Origin of the sequence: [Clostridium] scindens, assembly GCF_019597925.1 — a bacterium.
GTDB lineage: Bacteria > Bacillota > Clostridia > Lachnospirales > Lachnospiraceae > Clostridium_AP.
The window spans coordinates 1087085-1102331 of sequence record NZ_CP080442.1; the positions used below are offsets into that span (position 1 = coordinate 1087085).

Annotated in this window: 19 protein-coding genes, 1 pseudogene and 1 other annotated feature; of the genes and pseudogenes, 15 read left to right on the forward strand and 5 right to left on the reverse strand. The window is 45.1% G+C overall.

Annotated elements, in window-relative coordinates:
- Position 1 precedes the first annotated feature (1 nt).
- From K0036_RS05160 to nagA, 5 genes are all read left to right on the forward strand, one after another.
- The gene (locus tag K0036_RS05160; protein ID WP_025644827.1) at positions 2-451 is read left to right on the forward strand and encodes a YhcH/YjgK/YiaL family protein; all 450 of its coding nucleotides are present in this window, start codon (positions 2-4) and stop codon (positions 449-451) included.
- 69 nt (positions 452-520) lie between these two features.
- On the forward strand, positions 521-1321 hold the full coding sequence (locus K0036_RS05165; RefSeq protein WP_173693766.1) for a sialate O-acetylesterase: 801 nt from the start codon (positions 521-523) through the stop codon (positions 1319-1321).
- Entirely contained in the window at positions 1318-2205 is an 888-nt protein-coding gene (locus tag K0036_RS05170) for an ROK family protein (protein ID WP_025644823.1), read from the forward strand. The genes K0036_RS05165 and K0036_RS05170 overlap by 4 nt, the downstream gene beginning before the upstream one ends.
- Before the next feature lie 12 nt (positions 2206-2217).
- Complete coding sequence (locus K0036_RS05175) at positions 2218-3060, forward strand: MurR/RpiR family transcriptional regulator (protein WP_220430884.1); 843 nt, start codon at positions 2218-2220, stop codon at positions 3058-3060.
- Positions 3061-3078: 18 nt separating this feature from the next.
- Complete coding sequence (gene nagA / locus K0036_RS05180; RefSeq protein WP_220430885.1) at positions 3079-4209, forward strand: N-acetylglucosamine-6-phosphate deacetylase; 1131 nt, start codon at positions 3079-3081, stop codon at positions 4207-4209.
- Here nagA and K0036_RS19015 read toward each other — a convergent pair.
- Both K0036_RS19015 and K0036_RS19020 read right to left on the reverse strand, forming a co-directional pair.
- Entirely contained in the window at positions 4204-4941 is a 738-nt protein-coding gene (locus tag K0036_RS19015) for an HD-GYP domain-containing protein (protein WP_259283397.1), read from the reverse strand. The two genes, nagA and K0036_RS19015, sit on opposite strands and share 6 nt — an antisense overlap.
- A gap of 114 nt (positions 4942-5055) precedes the next feature.
- Positions 5056-5457 carry an HD domain-containing protein gene (locus K0036_RS19020; protein WP_259283398.1) on the reverse strand — a complete coding sequence of 134 codons (402 nt, stop codon included), beginning with the start codon at positions 5455-5457 and terminating at the stop codon, positions 5056-5058.
- Positions 5458-5629: 172 nt separating this feature from the next.
- Between K0036_RS19020 and K0036_RS05190 the strand changes: the two genes are divergently transcribed.
- On the forward strand, positions 5630-6340 hold the full coding sequence (locus K0036_RS05190; RefSeq protein WP_220430886.1) for a DUF5714 domain-containing protein: 711 nt from the start codon (positions 5630-5632) through the stop codon (positions 6338-6340).
- On the opposite strand, the gene K0036_RS05195 is transcribed toward K0036_RS05190, so the two are convergent.
- The gene (locus K0036_RS05195) at positions 6337-6546 is read right to left on the reverse strand and encodes a zinc ribbon domain-containing protein (protein ID WP_004605217.1); all 210 of its coding nucleotides are present in this window, start codon (positions 6544-6546) and stop codon (positions 6337-6339) included. The two genes, K0036_RS05190 and K0036_RS05195, sit on opposite strands and share 4 nt — an antisense overlap.
- Positions 6547-6564: 18 nt before the next feature.
- Positions 6565-6924 (reverse strand): YccF domain-containing protein, encoded by a 360-nt coding sequence (locus tag K0036_RS05200; RefSeq protein ID WP_004605218.1) that lies wholly within the window; start codon positions 6922-6924, stop codon positions 6565-6567.
- A gap of 265 nt (positions 6925-7189) precedes the next feature.
- On the opposite strand from K0036_RS05200, the gene K0036_RS05205 reads away from it, so the two are divergent.
- From K0036_RS05205 to K0036_RS05220, 4 genes are all read left to right on the forward strand, one after another.
- Complete coding sequence (locus tag K0036_RS05205) at positions 7190-7819, forward strand: SGNH/GDSL hydrolase family protein (protein ID WP_220430887.1); 630 nt, start codon at positions 7190-7192, stop codon at positions 7817-7819.
- Between the two features lie 99 nt (positions 7820-7918).
- Positions 7919-8220 (forward strand) — a binding site (T-box leader).
- An 87-nt stretch (positions 8221-8307) separates the two neighbouring features.
- On the forward strand, positions 8308-9531 hold the full coding sequence (tyrS, locus tag K0036_RS05210) for a tyrosine--tRNA ligase (protein ID WP_025644810.1): 1224 nt from the start codon (positions 8308-8310) through the stop codon (positions 9529-9531).
- A 74-nt stretch (positions 9532-9605) separates the two neighbouring features.
- Entirely contained in the window at positions 9606-9761 is a 156-nt protein-coding gene (locus tag K0036_RS05215; protein WP_220430888.1) for a hypothetical protein, read from the forward strand.
- Positions 9762-9803: 42 nt separating this feature from the next.
- On the forward strand, positions 9804-10313 hold the full coding sequence (locus tag K0036_RS05220; RefSeq protein WP_220430889.1) for a flavin reductase family protein: 510 nt from the start codon (positions 9804-9806) through the stop codon (positions 10311-10313).
- A gap of 278 nt (positions 10314-10591) precedes the next feature.
- Here K0036_RS05220 and K0036_RS05225 read toward each other — a convergent pair.
- Positions 10592-10831: pseudogene (locus K0036_RS05225) on the reverse strand (helix-turn-helix domain-containing protein); the annotation flags it as partial.
- 165 nt (positions 10832-10996) lie between these two features.
- Here K0036_RS05225 and K0036_RS05230 point away from each other — a divergent pair.
- The 5 genes from K0036_RS05230 (at position 10997) to K0036_RS05250 (ending at position 15231) form a co-directional block, all read left to right on the forward strand.
- Positions 10997-11194: a helix-turn-helix domain-containing protein gene (locus K0036_RS05230; RefSeq protein WP_220430890.1), complete on the forward strand. Its 198-nt coding sequence runs from the start codon at positions 10997-10999 to the stop codon at positions 11192-11194.
- Positions 11184-11798, forward strand: coding sequence for a helix-turn-helix domain-containing protein (locus K0036_RS05235; RefSeq protein ID WP_220430891.1), 615 nt, complete (start codon positions 11184-11186; stop codon positions 11796-11798). The genes K0036_RS05230 and K0036_RS05235 overlap by 11 nt, the downstream gene beginning before the upstream one ends.
- Before the next feature lie 158 nt (positions 11799-11956).
- Positions 11957-12622, forward strand: a complete 666-nt coding sequence (locus K0036_RS05240) for a phosphatase PAP2 family protein (protein ID WP_220430892.1) — start codon at positions 11957-11959, stop codon at positions 12620-12622.
- 918 nt (positions 12623-13540) lie between these two features.
- Entirely contained in the window at positions 13541-14092 is a 552-nt protein-coding gene (locus K0036_RS05245) for a sigma-70 family RNA polymerase sigma factor (protein WP_220430893.1), read from the forward strand.
- 2 nt (positions 14093-14094) lie between these two features.
- Positions 14095-15231: a DUF4179 domain-containing protein gene (locus K0036_RS05250; RefSeq protein ID WP_220430894.1), complete on the forward strand. Its 1137-nt coding sequence runs from the start codon at positions 14095-14097 to the stop codon at positions 15229-15231.
- Positions 15232-15247: the final 16 nt, after the last annotated feature.

Consider the following 15247-nt stretch of genomic DNA (forward strand, 5'->3'; position numbering starts at 1 on the left):
AATGATATTTGGAAATGTTGGGAATTTAAAAGAATTCCCGTATCTGGAAGAACAGGTACAAGAGTGCTTTGCGTATTTTAAAAGCCATAATATGGCAGACTATGAAAAGGGATGCCATGAGATTGACGGAGACCGGCTGTTCGTAAACGTTGTGGAATATACGACTACGACGACGGAGGAGAGATTCTGGGAAGCCCATAAGAATTATCTGGATGTCCATGTGATGATCCGGGGCACAGAGCAGATCGATGTGAACTTCATACAGAATATGGAGCAGAAAGATTTTGTGGAAAAGGATGATTTTCTTCCGCTGGAAGGAGAAAAGAACGGCCATGTAATATTAAGAGATGGCGATTTCCTGGTCTGCTATCCAAGCGACGGGCACCGGACTGCAATTGCGGTTAATGGACCGGAAGAGATAAAGAAGGCGATATTTAAAGTAAAGATATAATCTGCGGCGAGGCAAACCAGAGAGACTCTCTGGATTTGCCTTTTTGCAGTATAGACGAGGTGAGAAGATATGGATTTGGTACTTTTGATTGGGCAGAGTAATGCGAAAGGTTGTGGGAACCCGGAAGTAAGCGAGATTCCCTGCGGGCATGCATGGGAATACTTGGAAAACTTTACCGGACAGGCTATGATTCCTATGGGGAGGACGCTGCAGCTGTCTGAGGGAAGAGGAACCATCGCCCCGGCATTTGCCAACCGCTACTATGACATTATGGGCGAAGATATATGCATCATTCATTACGCGGTGGATGGCAGCAGGATTAAGAATTGGGTCCATGACAAGAATCATTTCCTTGACGCAGCCATGGAAAAGTTCCGGCATGCAGAAGCATATGTGGGAATGAGGGCGCCGATCGGACGGAGATTCGCCATATGGATACAGGGAGAAAGCGATGGAAAGTATGGGACAGACCCCATCTATTATTTAGAGCGCCTGAAAGAAATCGGATGGATACTGAAAAAGGAATGCAAGATAGAAGAGACCTTTGTAAGCCGGACAGGAAGATGGCTTCCGGATGAAGAGAATCTGGCCCGTTGCCGCCGCATCGGGGCAGCCCAGGAACTGGCATGCATGGAACACGACAATCTGATTCTTGTGAGCAAGATGGCATCTGCATTTTATGAACAAGGACTGCTTAAGGACGAGGTACATTACTGCATGGAGGCGCTGAATATGCTTGGCAGCGAGATTGCAGAAAATATAGGAATATACTATAATGAGAAAAGAAGGCCCGTGCTTTCTGAGACAGAGGATATGGAGCGGGCAAGAGAGGTTCTGAATATACTTAAAAAAGCAGAGGTATCGTTATGAAGAAATATGTAAGTATCGACATTGGGGGAACAGAGATCAAGTATGGACTCATCGATGAAAAGGGGCAGATTCTGACCCGGTCTAAGATGAAGACAGAGGCCTACAAAGGAGGACCCTCCATACTGGAAAAAGCGGTAAGAATCGTGGAGGCCTACCAGGCGTTGGAAGAAATCAGCGGAATATGTATTTCAACCGCAGGTATGGTAGATACTGAAAAAGGAGAGATTTTCTATGCTGCGCCGCTGATTCCCCAATATGCGGGGACAGGATTCAAGGATACGATGATCCAGAAGTTCAGCCTGCCATGCGAGGTTGAAAATGATGTGAACTGCGCAGGGCTTGCGGAATATATGTCAGGCGCGTCAAAAGGCACGAAAGCCTCGCTTATGCTGACCGTGGGTACAGGAATCGGCGGATGCATCATCATAGACGGGAAAGTCTACCATGGCTGCAGCAGCAGCGCCTGCGAGATCGGGTACATGCTCATGGACGGCAGTGATTTTCAGACGCTTGGCGCAGCAAGCATCCTGTCAAAGAAGGTGGCAGCATGGAAGAATGAGCCCGAAGAACAGTGGGATGGATACCGGATATTCGAAGCGGCAAAAGCAGGCGATGAGTTATGCTGTCGGGCGATTGACGAGATGGTGGACGTGCTGGGCAAAGGGATTGCGAATATCTGCTATGTGCTGAACCCGGAAGTGGTGGTGCTGGGTGGTGGAATCATGGCCCAGGAAGAGTATCTGGCAAAGAAGATTCGCGGCGCAGTGGACAAGTATCTGGTGGCAAGCATTGCGTCCCGCACAAGAATCGCGTTCGCGCAGCATAGGAATGACGCGGGCATGCTGGGAGCGTTCTATCATTTCAGAAGCCTTCATGCCAGGTAAAGGGGAGAACGAATGGAATACTATGTAAAATCCGTAGTACCGATTATAGAATCTAATTATGACAATTTTACGACTGTGGAAAAGAATATTGCCGACTACTTCATCCAAAACCACAAGAAGATGGACTTTTCGGCAAAGGCTGTGGCAGAAAGACTGTTCGTGTCTGAGGCATCTTTATCCAGATTTGCCAAGAAATGCGGCTACCGGGGCTACCGGGAGTTCGTATATCAGTATGAGGAGACCTTTGTAGAGAAGCAGGAGACGATCACCGGCAATACCAGGATGGTCCTGAATGCTTACCAGGAACTGCTGAATAAGACATACAGCCTGGTGGATGAAGCGCAGATTGCAAGAATCACGAAGTATCTGAATGAGGCAGAGAGAGTCTTCGTATGCGGAAAGGGAAGTTCCGGCCTGACGGCAAGCGAGATGGAGATCCGCTTCATGAGAATCGGCGTGGATATCGATTCGCTTCAGGACAGCGACCTGATCCGGATGCAGGCGGTATTCCAGGATAAGAAAAGCATGGTGTTCGGCATCAGTATCAGCGGCGAGAAAGAAGAAGTGCTGTATCTTTTGAGGGAAGCAAAAAAAAGAGGGGCAAGGACGGTGCTGATCACGGCGAAGAATAAGGATATCTTCGGTGAATTCTGCAGCGAGGTGGTGCTGTTACCCTCGCTTAAGCACTTGAACCATGGAAATCTGATCTCGCCCCAGTTTCCGATCCTGGTGATGCTGGATATTATCTATTCCTATTACGTGGAGCAGGATAAGTATCAGAAAGAGGTCCTTCATGACAATACATTGCGGGCACTCGAGGAAGGCAGGACAAAGCGCCGGGATATGTTTGAATAGACAACAGGAGGAAGAAATATGATTATAAAAAATGTAAAAGTATTTACAGAAGACAAGGCTTTTATAGATGGACAGATCGCCATCCAGGACGGCGTGTTTGTAACTGGCTGGCAGGAGACGGATGAAGTGATTGACGGGGAAGGATGCTATGCGATCCCGGGACTGATCGACATCCATTTCCACGGATGCAAAGGATATGATTTCTGCGATGGGACCAAAGAGGCCATTGAAGAGATTGCCAGATACGAGGCTTCTATCGGCGTAACCGCCATTTCGCCGGCAACCATGACGCTTCCGGTGGAGGAACTGGAACGAATCTTGTCTGTTGCCGCATCTTATAACAAAGAGAACAGAGAAGGCGCGGATCTGATAGGCATCAATATGGAAGGTCCGTTTATCAGCAAGGTAAAGAAAGGCGCACAAGATGAGAGACACATTATTCAGTGCAATGAAGAGATCTGCCAGAGATTTTTGGATGCCTCTGAAGGCCTGGTCAAATTTGTTGGAATCGCACCGGAAGATAATGCCGATGCTGTCAGATTTATAGAACAGATGAAAGACAAGGTGCGTATTTCCCTGGCGCATACCAATGCAGATTATGATACGGCGATGGCAGCCTTTGATGCAGGAGCGAGCCATGCAGTCCATCTGTATAATGCTATGCCGGCATTTACGCATAGGGCGCCGGGAGTCGTAGGCGCCGTGTCAGACAGCGGCCATGTGATGGCAGAACTGATCTGCGACGGCGTGCACATTCATCCATCGGTGGTTCGGGCAACCTTTAAGATGATGGGAGAAGACCGAATGATTCTCATCAGTGACAGCATGCGGGCGACCGGAATGCCGGATGGGCAGTATACGCTGGGCGGCCTGGATGTAAACGTGGTAGGCAACCGGGCAACTTTGGTATCTGATGGAGCCCTGGCAGGCTCTGCTACCAATCTGCTGGACTGCATGAGGACGGCAGTTAAGAAGATGGGATTGCCTCTGGAGACGGCAGTCGCATGTGCCACCATGAACCCAGCCAGAAGCCTGGGAGAGTATGACAAGTATGGCTCTATCGCACCTGGTAAGAAAGGGAATGTAGTGCTGCTTGATCAGGAACTGAATCTCAAAGCCGTAATTAAGGATGGCAAGAGAATATCATAGCAGTTTCTGGAAATCCTTCTGGATATTTTCATATTTGTCAAGGACAGGCTGGCAGACCAGGCGGGTGGAAGCCATAATCTCATCATAATCTTTTATAAGGATGTCTACAATGTTGCTGTCTATTTTTCCCAGATCCTTTTGCTCGGATACAATAGACAGAACCCGTTCCTTGGGGTAGGCATCCTTATAACTACGCGTACCGGTAAGGGCGCTAACGATATCCGCCACAGCCACGATGCGTTCGCCCACCGTCAGCTCGCTGGCCGTCAGGCCAAGCGGATAGCCGGAGCCGTCCAGTTTTTCATGGTGCCGGAGCGCGATGTTCTGGATGGTTTCATCTATCTCTCCTCCGAATATCTCCCCGGTGATATCTACATGTTTTCGCATGACATTCATTGCCTGGGGGCTCAGCCTGCCCGGGTATTCCAGGATTTCCACCGGAACCCCTACTTTTCCAACATCGTGAAGCAATGCGCCGCACACGATCTTATCCAGATAGTCGGAATCCAGATTCATCCTTCTTCCCAATTCATAACTGATATTCGTCGTGGTTATGGTGTGGGTGACCGTATGCCGGCTTCGAAAATCGATGATGTAGATCAGCATTTTCAAGTAGTCCGTAATCTGCTCCTGGGTAAGCGGGCTTCCCCAGGTAGTAAAGTCAAAGTTATTGCCTTGAGCATCTATACTCTGTAAAGCGTAGTAAAATCCTGGCTCCAGTACCAGATCCACAAGCCAGGATGCAAAACGCCTGTCCCGTCCCTCTCTAAGCTTTAGGGCGCAAGCCTCCCAAGTATTTGATCTCTTGGTCGTAAATACGTCGATTCTGTCAGCAATATGTACGATCTACGCATATCTCTTCGTTTCCTCATCTATTTCATTTATTCCAGCCAGTTCCTCCCACGGCGTGTGATGATATAACACGACAGGGGAAAGTTTTTCCAGAGGAGAGAAGTACTTTAGGAACAGATAGCCATACATAGAATGCTCCCACATATTCTGGGTCTCAAACAGAAGCATTTTGGAGATCTCCTCTGTCTTATATGCCCCGATATCATGGAGCACGGTTACAAGACAGAAGTCCCTTAGTTTATTAACGTCATTTTCTCCGGTCTTTTTCAAGATCTGTGCTGCGATATACGCAACCCGCAGTCCGTGATCCATTAGCCGGGGGTCTACGCAGTTGCAGGTTCTCCGGATAATCTCAAACAAGCTTTTGTTGTCAATGGGCTCTGTATACTGAAGCATAGATAGTGTCCTCCAAGATTTTTATAATTCATTCTATCATAATTAAGAAGTATAAAAAAGAGAATCTGCAGGAATTCTTATTGATGTGTCCTGATACAGGAGATATAATGGGAAGCATAGAAGAGAAAATAACCTGCTCTAAAGGTTAAAATAGATAAGGAGAAGCGAAAAGATGATTGCAAGAGGAGAAGGGGCCTGCCTGGTATGCGGCAAGCCAATCGTATATTATGAAAAGGCGCAGGAAATGGAGTGCGTGATGTGCCATAAGAGGTTTGAAAGCCATGCCAGCTGTGAGGATGGGCATTATATATGTGATGCCTGCCATGCCAAGAAGGGAATCCAGGTGATTATGGAAGGATGCGCCAAGAGCACATCCAGAAACCCTGTAGCCATTATGCAGGAATTGATGATGAATCCCTATATATACATGCATGGGCCGGAGCATCACGTGATGGTGGGAGCAGCCCTTCTTACGGCATACCGTAACAGCGGGGAAAAAATCGATCTGGATGCAGCCCTTCAGGAGATGAAGGCCAGGGGAAGCGAGTATCCCGGCGGAGCCTGCGGCCTGTGGGGATGCTGCGGAGCAGCGGTAAGCACGGGAATGTTCATGAGTATTATTACAAAGGCAACGCCGCTTACAGGACGGTCATGGAAACTGTCAAATCTTATGACTTCCAGGGCGCTTAAGTCTATCGCGGAACTTGGAGGCCCAAGATGCTGCAAGAGGGATTCCTTTACCGCTGCTATAGCCGCGGTAGAACTGGTAAAAGAGGAATTGGGAGTGGAGATGGAACTTCCGGAAAAGATTACCTGTGATTTTTCAAATGAAAACGAGCAGTGCCTGAAGAAGCACTGCCCATATCATAGAATATCATGTTAGCCCATTAGGAAGTCGAAGATATCCCATCCTTCGGAATTGGCACGCTTGTAAAGTTCAGTGTAGCCGCAGCGGGTGCATGAGATGGTCACGAACTTCTTGTTCTGGACATCGAATACCTTGGCAAAATTGCCTCCTGTAGCTTGAAACTGGTCGCTTTCATAGTGGTTGTTTCCGCACTTGGGACATACATATTGTTGTTTTTCCATCATTGTTTCTCCTTTTTATTAGTATACGGTTGAGCCAAAAGGCATCAGTGCCAGTTTGGCCAGTTTAAACTGCTGCAGACCAAAGGGGATGCCGATGATCGTGGCACAAAGAATCGCCCCGATGACAGCCGATTCCACAGCCAGCCAGAAACCGGAGACGATCAGCCAGATTATGTTTAGCAGAAACGAGCCTGCGCCTCCGCCATAGGTTACCTCTTTCCCAAAGGGGAAGAAGCTTAAGGCGGCGAATTTAAAACACTGCATCCCCACTGGAATGCCAACGATGGTGATGCACCACAGCAGGCCCGCAAATGCCCAGCTAAGGCCGCTTAAGCATCCGCCGAAGATAAACCATAAAATATTCCCCAGACATCCCATATAGAACTCCTCCTTTCTTGTATTCTGTGATAAAAGACAGCTGCTCTTGCCGTGGCAGAAGCAACTTATGATTCAGATAATAAAAAAAGACCATTATCATGACTTCCGCCACGATAAAAGTCTTGCACATCTCATTTGATACGGATACCTCTCGGTATCGGGTGACGCTTTCAAATACACATGTAAGTGTTAGGCTACTCCCTTTTATCTGCATGAGAAAAATATACTACGAACAAATCAAAATGTCAATAGGGGAACAGGAAAGATGAAGAAAATATTGTTTTTAGGAGACAGTATTACGGATGCCCACCATAATCTGGGCGTGGATGACAGAGGACTGGGCGACGGATATGTGCAGATGATTGCCCGGCAGCTTGAAGAATCCGGCGAAGAAGCGAGGGTGGAAAACCGGGGCCATGACGGTTTTACTGTCCAGGGATTGTGGAGAATGCTTGGAAGAGACTGCATTCTCAGGAAGCCGGATGTCGTCAGCATACTGATTGGCTGCAATGACGTAGGCATTATGATGAATACAGGAAAAAGCCTTAATGAGCAAGGGTTTGCCCGCTATTACCAAAATCTTCTGGAAGAGATCCTCACAGAGACAGAGGCGGACATAATCTGCATGGGTCCATTCATATTTCCCCATCCAGAGGAATACCGCAGGTGGATTCCCGGGATTCTCATGGCAGAGCAGATGGTGAAGGAAGCAGCGCTTGCCTACGGACTGCCCTTTATCCCTCTGCATGAAGAGATGCTTAAAGAAGCGGACAGAAAAGGGTACGACGCTTTGACGGAAGATGGCATCCACCTTACCCGGGAGGGCGCGAAGATAGTGGCGGGGAAATGGATGGAATGCTGGAGGAAACGAAGGCATGACAATATTAAGATATAATGCAGAAGCGTGCCTGGCATGTTCTTGAAAATTGTGTCGGATGCGTCTTGACAAAGAAGGACAAATAAGTTAGTATTTCAGACAAGCGAGTATATATTGTAAAAGGCTGTGAAAAGAAGAAGTAATAATCGTTACACCCATACAGAAAGCTGCCGGCAGATGAGAGGCGCATGAAGGAAGGGATTATGAATACATCTTGGAGCCGCGCACCAAAAAGCGTTCCCTTACAGAAATAGCAGGGGAGGGTTAAGTAGGCTGCGACGCAAGGCATACGTTACATGCATAAGCTGCGGCACGCGTAAGTTAGGGCACTTATAATTTGTTGCGCGCATGCTTAATGAGGCTGGCAATGCAAACTGCCGGTGAACGAAGGTGGTACCACGGATATATCCGTCCTTATCTAGTAAATGACTATTAGATAGGGACGTTTTTTTGTATTTGAACCAAGAATAATCAGAAGATTTCAGAGAGAAAAGGAGAGAAGAAACATGGGAATTTATGAAGAATTGCAGGCCAGAGGCTTAATCGCCCAGGTGACGGATGAAGATGAGATCAAAGAACTGGTGAACACGGGAAAGGCAACTTTCTATATCGGGTTCGATCCCACCGCGGATAGTCTGCATGTAGGACATTTTATGGCGCTGTGTCTGATGAAGCGTCTGCAGGAAGCAGGAAACAAGCCAATCGCATTGATCGGCGGAGGCACTGGCTACATTGGGGATCCATCCGGAAGATCGGATATGCGTTCCATGATGACGCCGGAGACCATCCAGCACAACTGCGACTGCTTTAAGAAGCAGATGAGCCGGTTCATCGACTTTTCCGAAGGGAAAGCCCTGATGGTCAATAATGCCGACTGGCTTCTGGACTTAAACTATATTGAACTGTTAAGAGAGATAGGGCCGCATTTTTCCGTTAACCGGATGCTGACAGCAGAGTGCTATAAGCAGAGAATGGAAAAGGGATTGAGCTTCCTTGAATTCAATTACATGATTATGCAGAGCTACGACTTCTACATGCTGTTCCAGAAATATGGATGTAATCTGCAGTTTGGCGGCGACGACCAGTGGAGCAACATGCTGGGCGGAACCGAGCTGATCCGCCGCAAACTTGGAAAGAATGCCTGCGCGATGACAATCACGCTGCTGTTGAATTCCGAAGGAAAGAAGATGGGCAAGACCCAGAGCGGAGCCGTGTGGCTGGATCCGAACAAGACCTCTCCGTTTGAGTTCTACCAGTACTGGAGGAACGTGGCAGATGCAGACGTCCTGAAATGCATCCGAATGCTGACATTCCTTCCGTTAGAAGAGATAGACAAGATGGATTCCTGGGAGGGTGCCCAGTTAAATACGGCAAAGGAGATCCTTGCCTTCGAACTTACGAAGCTGGTTCATGGAGAGGAAGAAGCCCAGAAGTCGCAGGAAGCGGCAAGAGCCTTGTTTAGCCAAGGAGCGGCAGCAGACATGCCTACCACCGAACTGAACGAAGAAGACCTGACGGATGGCAATATTGACATTCTGTCCATGCTGGTAAAGAGCGGCCTGGTTCCGTCAAAATCCGAAGCGCGCCGTGCCGTACAGCAGGGAGGCGTAGCCGTGGATGGCGAGAAAGTGGAAGACATCCATGCCACGTTTGCAGGAGAAGATATGGCAGGAGAGGGTATTGTCCTTAAGAAGGGGAAGAAGAACTTCCGTAGAATTGTGATGAAGTAAATATTTGCCATGCTGCGATTGTATAAAGATACCGCCCGTGTTCTCTTTTAGACATGGGCGGTATCCGTTTAGAAATGGATGAAATAAAAAAGAAGAGAAAGACGCTAAAAAACAAAATAAAATACATAGTATGCGATATAAATACTGCCAGTAAAATATTGCCAGTGAAAAAAATAGAAACAGATACTAAGATAAGAAGCGTTTGCAAAATAGAAAAAGTGGATGCATAATGAAGATAGAATAAAAAATCAGAATAACAGGAGGAGATCGCTATGGCATTTCAGGAAATATCACTTGACAGTCTGGAATTCAACCCGTTTCATAAAATTTCAAAGGAATGGATGCTCGTGACTGCCGGAGATGAGAAAAAGAGTAATACAATGACGGCCAGCTGGGGCGGGCTTGGAATAATGTGGGGCAAGAATATTGCTACCGTATACATCCGCCCGCAACGCTATACAAAGGAATTTGTAGATGCGAATGATCTGTTTACCGTATCGTTCTTACCGGAAAGTCAGAGAAAAGCATTGAATATATGCGGTTCCATATCAGGAAGAGAAGTAGAGGATAAGTGGGAGATGGCGGGGCTTCATCCTTTTTATGTAGATGGCACCACCGCCGTCAGGGAGGCCGATCTGGTATTCGTGTGCAAGAAGCAATATCACCAGGAAATGAAGCCGGAATTTTTTGATGTACCTGAGAACGATACGAAATGGTATCCGGACAAGGATTATCATGTTATGTATATGGCGGAGATCGTAAAAGTATTGAAAAAGGAATAATGAAGTAAGTTTTGGAAAAAGGGATCGCAAGGCTGATGCACATGGGTTGAGAGTCCATATGGCATCAGCCTTTGTTTGATTGATTTTTTTTATGCCCTCATGCCACGAAGTAGGGGCAAAGGAAGCCTTGATTTTAGCGGCTTTACGGGCGCGTTTCTGACTGGGCAAGGGAAATATACCTAACCTCTCAAAAATGCCGTCCTACCGCGTGACAAATCCACAGCAAAGGAGTGATGAAGTCATTGACGCTATCCGTACCGCCATATGGGAGCTTGCTATTCATCTTTTTCCGCGTTTGGAAAAAAGAACTGATCTACCGACACATCTAAAAAGGTGACAAGCTCATAAAAGATTTGTAGGCTTGGGTGCTGTCCGCTGTTCTCAATGGACGCGATATAGCGCGGCGTAATGTTCAGCCTGTCCGCTAACTGATTGCGTGATATGCCCTTTGCCTTTCTTGCTTCTTTTATGGCTTGCCCGAAAGCCTTAAAATCATACTTCGCTTTATCCTGCTTCATATTTTTCACCTTATTACATTTTCCGTTCATCTTTCTCTTTTGGATATGATTACACATAGCATGTGATTGACAGTAATAGAGCACATTGTTCATTGTTTCTTTATTGTATATATTCGGTTGACCGTATATAATTAAAAATAATGAGTATGAAAGGACGGTCAATGTATGGACTATATATCTGCCCCGGAAGCTACTGAAAATTGGGGAATCTCTGAACGGAGGGTACAGAAACTTTGCAAAGAAAACCGTATACCGGGAGTTGTCCGCTTTAGCCGGATCTGGCTGATACCAAAGGACGCGAAAAAACCTGAGGATGGACGTATGAAAGCAAAAAACAAACAGGAGGACAACCATGGAATTTAACGAAAAACTACAGCAGCTTAGGACTGGGAAAGGCTTGACACAGGAACAACTAGCGGAGCATTTATATGTATCACGAACAGCAATTTCAAAATGGGAAAGCGGCAAAGGCTACCCTAACATTGAGTCGCTCAAGTGTATTTCCAAATTTTTTTCTGTAACCATAGATGAACTGTTATCAAGTGATGAACTGATTACCCTTGCAGAAACCGAAAACCATTCTAATGTAAAAAGGATTTATAACATTATCAGCGGAATAATAGATGTATTGGCAGTTGCGCTTATCGTATTACCCATCTATGGAGAACCTCAAGGTAACTATTTTTACCATGTAAATCTTCTGTCAATTGCTCGGTTATCTAATATAGATATTGGAATACATTGGGCTATCTATTTACTTATAATTGGGCTAGGAATCGCCAGACTTGCTTTTATTTCTTTTGATAAAGAACGCTTGTGTAGCATTATCTCAAAAATTTCTGTCGCAATAGGGGCGGCAGCAATCTGTTTATTTGCAGCGGCAAGAGAACCATACGTAACTATACTGCTATTTTTGTTTTTTGCTGCTAAGATATTTTTATTGCTACAGCAAAGTAGGACAAAATAAAAATAGTCATAAATTCCTTAAAAACAGGCTCTGACACGGTAAGTGTCGGAACTTTTTTTATTGTGACGGTAGGTTTCTTGCACTTCGAGTTATGTGGATAGATAATCAAAGTGAACTTGCAAATAATTTATCACAACCAAAAGAAAGGAATGTATAGTATGCAAAAGAAATCAAAGAAATGTATCATCAAATCAGGAATTCTGTTTCTAATTTTTATGCTTTTTACTGTTATGATTAAGACCATTGATGTACAGCCCATCGGACCGGAACAGTCTATAATAGGACTTGCCACTCTTAATCAGTTTGTATTTAACCTTTTTGGAGTGAACCTACTTTGGTATAGCATTACTGACTGGCTGGGGGTTGTTGCCATAGTAATTGCTTTGGGGTTTGCAATCTTAGGACTAATCCAACTCATACGACGTAAAAGCATTTGGAAAGTTGATCCACGCATTTTATTGCTTGGTGCATTTTATTTTATCGTCATTTTATTTTATGTTTTCTTTGAATTTGTAATCATCAATTATCGACCGATAATTCTTTCTCAAAATTTAGAAGCATCTTTTCCATCCTCTCATACAATGATTGTAATTTGTATTATGGCTACAGCAATGCTACAGTTTCATTATTATTTACGCGACAAGAAAATTTGTCTATGGATAATAGATATGGTTTCTGTTTTGATTATTGTGGTAACGGTAGTAGGAAGACTTATATCGGGAGTTCATTGGTTTACTGACATCGTGGCAGGCATTTTACTCTCATCAGCATTAGTTGCTCTTTATTATTCCACCCTAAAATATATGGAGGAAAAGAAAATCTAAGAATAAATAATTCCATATACTGACGCACGACGGCAAAAGAAAAAAGCCGTCGTTTCTTTACTACAAACCCCCGGATTGGAGGGGGTGAGAACATGAACCCTGCTCGGCTTGAATGGCAGATCCGGTGCGAGTTTAATGCGTGCTGCAAGCGCACGTTACGCAATGAACTGATTGACGCATGCCGTGTTGCTGTACTTTTTTTCAACATGACTGAAGTTGAGATTGCGGAAGCAATGAAAAGTGCCATAAGGAAGCATTACAGTATATCATGGGACATTCTAGCATCAACATGACGTTGAACTATTATGCTCATGCCATTTCTGACAGTGCATTAGCGGAAATGGATCGGTTGATTGCGTAGCAGTAATTAGAGGTTTTACTACACTACTATATTAACCTTGTTGATGCAGCCAGAATAAAAGTTACAGGCGCGTTCGTAACAGATTTACAATTGATAATCGGCATGATAAAATATAGAAATCAAAAGGAAGCATTGATGAAGTATGTAAACCAGAACAGAGAGTATTTTAGCAGACTGGATCAAGAGACATTCCAGGCAGTACAGGCGTTCTTGAATTCGGGGTAAAGGCTGGAAATCAGGGGAATGATATTGGCATACCGTGATATGAAAATAGCGGCTCAGGAGATCGCCGTAAAATTGATGGATAAGTATGGCCTATCCCAGGAGGATGCGCTAAGGATGATTCGAGATTGTAAATAGCAAGTTGGAAATAGCGGATAATAAAAAATTGCCGGGCAGTCCTGCCCGGCATATTCTTTCTTAAAGTACAAGAAAAATGCTTAGGCATATTTGAAATTTTGTAATGATTTTTTATGAACTTGATAGAAAATACGATACTGCAGACGAAGTAATTAATAGATGCAAAATCTATCGCTTGCCTGCGCGGGAGAAATGACATGAAGATAACAGAGACTAATTTTGTAGAACAATTAAAAGAGCATAATGAAAAGGCGCTCTCTTACATGATACAACAGTATGGAGGCCTGCTTTCTTCCGTGGTCAACAGACATCTGCGCCTGATGAAAGAGTATCGGGAAGAGTGCCTGAATGACGTATTTTTAGGCATTTGGAAGAATATTGGATACTACGATGAGAAAAAGAGTAGTTTTGCCAATTGGGCTGCCGGCATTGCCAGATATAAAGCGGTTGACTATCTCAGAAAGTATTATAAGAATGCCAGTTATGAGAATATCGACGATCTGGACATTCCACAAGATGATAAAGGATTGGAAGAGATCGTAGAGCGTGAAATATCCGATGAATTGGAACAGATGCTAGGCTGTCTGGGAGAACAGGACAAGGAGATATTCCTGAAGTTATACATGGAAGAAAAGGATATGGAGCAGGTGAGCCAGGAGACAGGGCTATCAAAAAATGTAATCTATAACAGGATATCCAGAGGCAGGAGGAAGATACAGAAAGAATATCCCGGAGAGAAGGAGGCATAAAAATGAAGAATATATATGAATTGATGAATGAGATCAAGACGGATACAGAAGATTATCCGCAAGAAGTGTTATCTGAATTCGAGGCGAAAAAATGGAACAAGAAATTGTCGAAGGAACTGAAGCGGCCAAGAAGGAAAAAGTATGCATCCATCGCAGCATGCGCAGTTATCTGTATGGCACTGCTGGCGGCAGGGCCGTTCAGGGAACAGGTAAAAGCGGCTATGAATTCAACCATAGATTCCTTGAACGAATGGCTGGCTATGGATATTACAGATAGGGATATTTCGCCTTATACGAACGTCATCAATACAAGCGTAAAAGATGACAAAATTGATGTGAAGGTTGAAGCCGTGGTTGTAGATGATCGGGAACTTCTGATATCTACAATTCAGGATTTCTCTAAGAGAAAAGACATAAAAAAACATATGAAGCAGCTGGATGGCGATGTGGAACGGCTGGGAATATGGGGACTGGAATTTGACTCCTTTGATGAGATAAGAAAAGAATTAAAAGAAAGACCGGAGGAGGATCCGATTTATAACGAGATTCCGTTTCTTGGTACTATAGTCACTCTCGATGGGGAGCAGATAAAAGGAACGCAGATGATTAAGCCAAAGGATTATGAAAAGGGGAAGATGCGCGTCATATACAGGTATGATATTGACAGAAAAGAAGCATTTGACCTGTCAAAAGAACTGGAGATGAAGATAGAATTCCAGGATGTGAATCGTATCAGCGATGGAAAATGGGAATTTGCATTTAAGGCTGATGGCAGAGAACTGGCGGCCAATACGATGACGGTGGATCTGGACCAGAAGGTAGCGCTGCCCGATGGCAGCGAGATCCGGCTGACTTCTTATAAAAAGAATGAACTGGGAACCTATATTTACTATGAAGGCAAGACGCCGAAGAATTATTCGACACAGTTCAGAGGAACCAATGACAGAGAAGAAACGGTGTGGTTTATTGATTATGGGAATGGAAGGTTCCAGCTGGATCTATGGAACGAGATGAGGACGCAGGATATTGAGAGCCTGACTTTATCCGTATATAGTGCACAGAGAACTTCGAAAGACCAGAGCGTCAAGGAAAGCAGTTACAAGCCATATGGAGAGCCGTTCACAATTCCCGCAAAGTAGGCAGAAGAAATACCAA

Excerpts from the sequence above, each read along its gene's own strand:
- K0036_RS05245 (WP_220430893.1), top strand. The coding sequence starts at position 13,541 with ATGAAGATAACAGAGACTAATTTTGTAGAACAATTAAAAGAGCATAAT.
- K0036_RS05170 (WP_025644823.1), top strand. The coding sequence starts at position 1,318 with ATGAAGAAATATGTAAGTATCGACATTGGGGGAACAGAGATCAAGTAT.
- K0036_RS05240 (WP_220430892.1), top strand. The coding sequence starts at position 11,957 with ATGCAAAAGAAATCAAAGAAATGTATCATCAAATCAGGAATTCTGTTT.
- K0036_RS05195 (WP_004605217.1), bottom strand. The coding sequence starts at position 6,546 with ATGGAAAAACAACAATATGTATGTCCCAAGTGCGGAAACAACCACTAT.
- K0036_RS05160 (WP_025644827.1), top strand. The coding sequence starts at position 2 with ATGATATTTGGAAATGTTGGGAATTTAAAAGAATTCCCGTATCTGGAA.
- K0036_RS05220 (WP_220430889.1), top strand. The coding sequence starts at position 9,804 with ATGGCATTTCAGGAAATATCACTTGACAGTCTGGAATTCAACCCGTTT.
- nagA (WP_220430885.1), top strand. The coding sequence starts at position 3,079 with ATGATTATAAAAAATGTAAAAGTATTTACAGAAGACAAGGCTTTTATA.
- K0036_RS05175 (WP_220430884.1), top strand. The coding sequence starts at position 2,218 with ATGGAATACTATGTAAAATCCGTAGTACCGATTATAGAATCTAATTAT.
- K0036_RS05165 (WP_173693766.1), top strand. The coding sequence starts at position 521 with ATGGATTTGGTACTTTTGATTGGGCAGAGTAATGCGAAAGGTTGTGGG.
- K0036_RS05215 (WP_220430888.1), top strand. The coding sequence starts at position 9,606 with ATGGATGAAATAAAAAAGAAGAGAAAGACGCTAAAAAACAAAATAAAA.
- K0036_RS05250 (WP_220430894.1), top strand. The coding sequence starts at position 14,095 with ATGAAGAATATATATGAATTGATGAATGAGATCAAGACGGATACAGAA.
- tyrS (WP_025644810.1), top strand. The coding sequence starts at position 8,308 with ATGGGAATTTATGAAGAATTGCAGGCCAGAGGCTTAATCGCCCAGGTG.
- K0036_RS05205 (WP_220430887.1), top strand. The coding sequence starts at position 7,190 with ATGAAGAAAATATTGTTTTTAGGAGACAGTATTACGGATGCCCACCAT.
- K0036_RS05235 (WP_220430891.1), top strand. The coding sequence starts at position 11,184 with ATGGAATTTAACGAAAAACTACAGCAGCTTAGGACTGGGAAAGGCTTG.
- K0036_RS05200 (WP_004605218.1), bottom strand. The coding sequence starts at position 6,924 with ATGGGATGTCTGGGGAATATTTTATGGTTTATCTTCGGCGGATGCTTA.
- K0036_RS19020 (WP_259283398.1), bottom strand. The coding sequence starts at position 5,457 with ATGCTTCAGTATACAGAGCCCATTGACAACAAAAGCTTGTTTGAGATT.
- K0036_RS05230 (WP_220430890.1), top strand. The coding sequence starts at position 10,997 with ATGGACTATATATCTGCCCCGGAAGCTACTGAAAATTGGGGAATCTCT.
- K0036_RS05190 (WP_220430886.1), top strand. The coding sequence starts at position 5,630 with ATGATTGCAAGAGGAGAAGGGGCCTGCCTGGTATGCGGCAAGCCAATC.